The organism is Paraburkholderia sediminicola (genome assembly GCF_046026895.1).
GTDB lineage: Bacteria > Pseudomonadota > Gammaproteobacteria > Burkholderiales > Burkholderiaceae > Paraburkholderia > Paraburkholderia sediminicola_C.
Window position 1 is genome coordinate 1 of record NZ_JAQQEU010000185.1, and the last position, 3,219, is coordinate 3,219.

Genomic DNA, 3,219 nt, shown 5'->3' on the forward strand with positions numbered 1-3,219 from the left:
CTTTGCCCACCTCAAACGTATCCTCAAGCTTGACCGTTTGCGACTGCGTGGGCCAACAGGTGCGCACGACGAGTTCCTGCTGGCGGCAACGGCTCAAAACCTGCGACGAATGGCCAAGCGGATCATGCCTGGAAACACAAAGATGAGGTTTGCTGCTGGGTGATGCGCAACGGAGCGCTTGCTCCGACAAGATCCACATCTTCGAAAACAGAGACAGCGCTAGTGCGAGGATCGCTAGCTCATCGCCCAGTATCAAAACAAGACTTTTTCAACACAATCGAGGTGCAACGGCCGTTCGACGGGGACTACCCAAGCCGTCGGAAACGGATTGCAGAACCGCGTCCAGCATGGCGCCTTGCGCTAAAACATCTTTAATCGCATGACCATTCGTTGTTTCGGCCCTTGTTGTCGAAGTTCGATCATCGCTCCTGTTAAGCGTTTGTTTTTGCTTTGCGGCGACGACATTGGCAACGTGTTGAAGCTGACTGTCATCGCTGAAGGCGCGGAAAACGCAAGCACAGCGCGACTTTTTACACATCGGCAGCAAACGCCAATAAGCCGCCAAAACGCGCCTTTTTCAACGGTCACTTGCATTCAACGCATTCTTCCCCTAACACTAACTGCATGACGTAGACGCACATGAATACCGGTGTCGCCGGCGCATTGCGGGGTGACATCAGGATCCTGCACAAGGGTGTCACTCAGGTGGACGTTTATCTTAAAAATCACCCGCTGGAATGAACGCCTCCGCACCTTCGTTGCTTTTTACCACTCGTGCAGGAGTCCGAACAGCTCCTCATAGCCCTGCCGGCAAAGGCGCCCCTAATCACGAAGACTTACCACGCGCCAAACTTTGAGAAGTTCATGCCATTGGCCATTTGATCAAAAACGAAAATATAGGCTAACGAAACTGCCACATAACGTCCTTGGAAAGAAAGGAGGACTTGTCATGAAAAACGCGAAGCTTAACCCTAACAACGAAGGATCCGGCGCAATCTCGAGAAGGGATTTTTCGTTCCTACCCTGTCTGCTCACCGCCGTCTTTTTAGGGGCCTTGATGTCCGTCGCGTCCGGGCAGTCAGTCGGACAGCCTTTGTCTCCAGAAGTCACCGACTCAGGACGTGCCGCGACGGCATCTCCGATCAATACGTTGGCGGCCACGTCCGCGAACGTGTTGACCTATCATGGCGACACGAATCGTACTGGTTGGAATTCGAACGAGACGACCCTTACCCCTTCCAACGTCAAAGCCGGTTCGTTCGGCGTCTTATATTCAATCCCGCTCGGCGACCGAGTGAACGACTGGGTCGACGCGCAGCCATTGGTTGTTTCCGCGCTGAGCCTCAAAGGGACAACACAGGACGTCGTATACGTTGCCACCGAAGCCAACAACATTTACGCCTACTCGGCTTCCACGGGCGCGCTGCTACTCCAGAGGAACCTCGGGACTCCGGTACCGCGATCGAGGCTTCCCGGCGGCTGTGACAACAACGGCCCGACCATGGGAATCAACTCCACGCCGGTGATCGATCCGAGCACCACCCCACCAACACTATATGTGGTCTCGTTCAAGCTGGTGAACAACACGCCGACCTATCAGCTCCACGCCCTTGACATCACCACCTTGGCTGACAGAGGGGCATCTCCGACCACGATCTCGGCTTCGCGTACCCTGACGAACGGCACGACCTACAATTTCGCCGCAGGGTTCAGCCGGCAACGTGCCGGTCTCCTTTTGGCGAACGGAAACATCTACGCCGCTTTCGCCAGCTTCTGCGACATACGCGCCGACCAGTCGCGCGGCTGGGTGTTGGGATGGAAGGCGAACACGCTGTCACCGCTTCCTGCGAATCAGTCGCAGACTGCGCATCACTTGATGAACAAGCTGTCGACTTCACCCAACACGTTTTACCTGTCGTCCGTCTGGATGTCCGGGTATGGCATTGCCGCAGGTCCGACGGGGGTGCTGTACTTCATCACTGGAAACTCAGACGCAGCCGGTACGACCTACGGTCCTCCAAACAACGTTCAGGAAAGCGTGGTGAAGCTCTCCGCCGACTTGACCACGCTGGTGGACTATTTCACACCTTCAGGTACCAATGGCGTCGGGCCGCTAGATGCCACGGACGACGATTTCGGTTCTGGTGGCGCCATGGTTATACCGGACATCCTCGGAGAATCGGTTGGTACGGTCGTTGCCGGAGGAAAGCGCGGCCGTCTATACCTCATGAGCCGCGACTCGATGGGTCACAACGACTCCGCCAGAGCGCTTTCCATCGCCGATTTCGGTTCCTGCTGGTGCGGTCCATCGTATTTTATGGGATCGGACGGCGTCCGCCGCGTTGTCAGTAGCGGCGGCAGAAGCATCAAGGTCTGGAAGGTTCCGGCAACCCCGGCGCTGCAACTGGAAAAATCGTTTGCTAGCATCTCATCCGGCCAGGACGGTGGCTTTTTTACGACGATTTCATCGAACGGCACATCAGCCGGGTCCGCGATCATCTGGGCCGTCGGTCGCCCCACCAGCACTGCTGCACCGGCCAACGTGACGCTCTACGCCTTCGACGCTTCAGGTGGCACAACACCGATCTTCTCGTCCGTCGCCGGCTCCTGGCCTGGCCCCAACTCCAACGCCAACATCGTGCCGACTGTCGCCAACGGCAAGGTCTTTGTCGCCAGCTTCGCGGCCCTGAACATCTTCGCTCCGGGCGGGACGCGCGCTCCCCTCGTAGTCCCGCCCCCGTCTCCTCCGCAAGCACCTCTGCCCAGCCAAATCTACGGAATCATCACTTCGGTAGACAGGTTGCAAATAACAATCAAACCTCAAACCGGAGTCCCTGTGCTGGTTGATACTTCTGCTGCCGAACAGGCTCAGTTGAGCGTTCCGCTCGTGGTCGGAAAGGCCGTCCACGTCTTCGGCTCATTCAGCAGTGGAGCGTGGCACGCGGAAAGAATTCTTCGTGCTAAGGACTCCCCTGAATCCTGGGTGCCGACGAACTGACGCCCTTGCCAACCCGATTTTGTGCCGAAACCGATTGGCGCTATTGGAAGGACTGCTCCAATCGGTTTCAATGTGAACGAGGCAAAGACTGGTGATCACCATTTATGTAGGCTCGTCAGTTGAAAACTGTGGGCCAGCTCAGGTTCGAGTAGCTTGCCAAGCGCGTGATAGATGAAGTTGACCCGGTTCGACGGATAGATTTGCAGTTGAGTTTAATGCGG

General features: G+C 56.7%; 2 protein-coding genes and 1 pseudogene. 2 read left to right on the forward strand and 1 reads right to left on the reverse strand.

From position 1 onward, the window contains the following. A pseudogene (locus tag PQR02_RS39995) lies at nt 1-163 on the forward strand (IS5/IS1182 family transposase); the annotation flags it as partial. 197 nt (nt 164-360) lie between these two features. Here the strand turns inward: PQR02_RS39995 and PQR02_RS40000 are convergent. Continuing rightward, nucleotides 361-594, reverse strand: a complete 234-nt coding sequence (locus PQR02_RS40000; protein ID WP_408243323.1) for a hypothetical protein — start codon at nt 592-594, stop codon at nt 361-363. 355 nt (nt 595-949) lie between these two features. On the opposite strand from PQR02_RS40000, the gene PQR02_RS40005 reads away from it, so the two are divergent. After that, a complete protein-coding gene (locus PQR02_RS40005) occupies nt 950-2,998 on the forward strand; it encodes a hypothetical protein (RefSeq protein ID WP_408243324.1) in 2,049 nt (682 codons plus the stop codon). The last annotated feature ends 221 nt before the right edge of the window (nt 2,999-3,219 follow it).

Coding starts and splice junctions, on each gene's coding strand:
- PQR02_RS40005 (WP_408243324.1), top strand. CDS start 950: ATGAAAAACGCGAAGCTTAACCCTAACAACGAAGGATCCGGCGCAATC.
- PQR02_RS40000 (WP_408243323.1), bottom strand. CDS start 594: ATGCAAGTGACCGTTGAAAAAGGCGCGTTTTGGCGGCTTATTGGCGTT.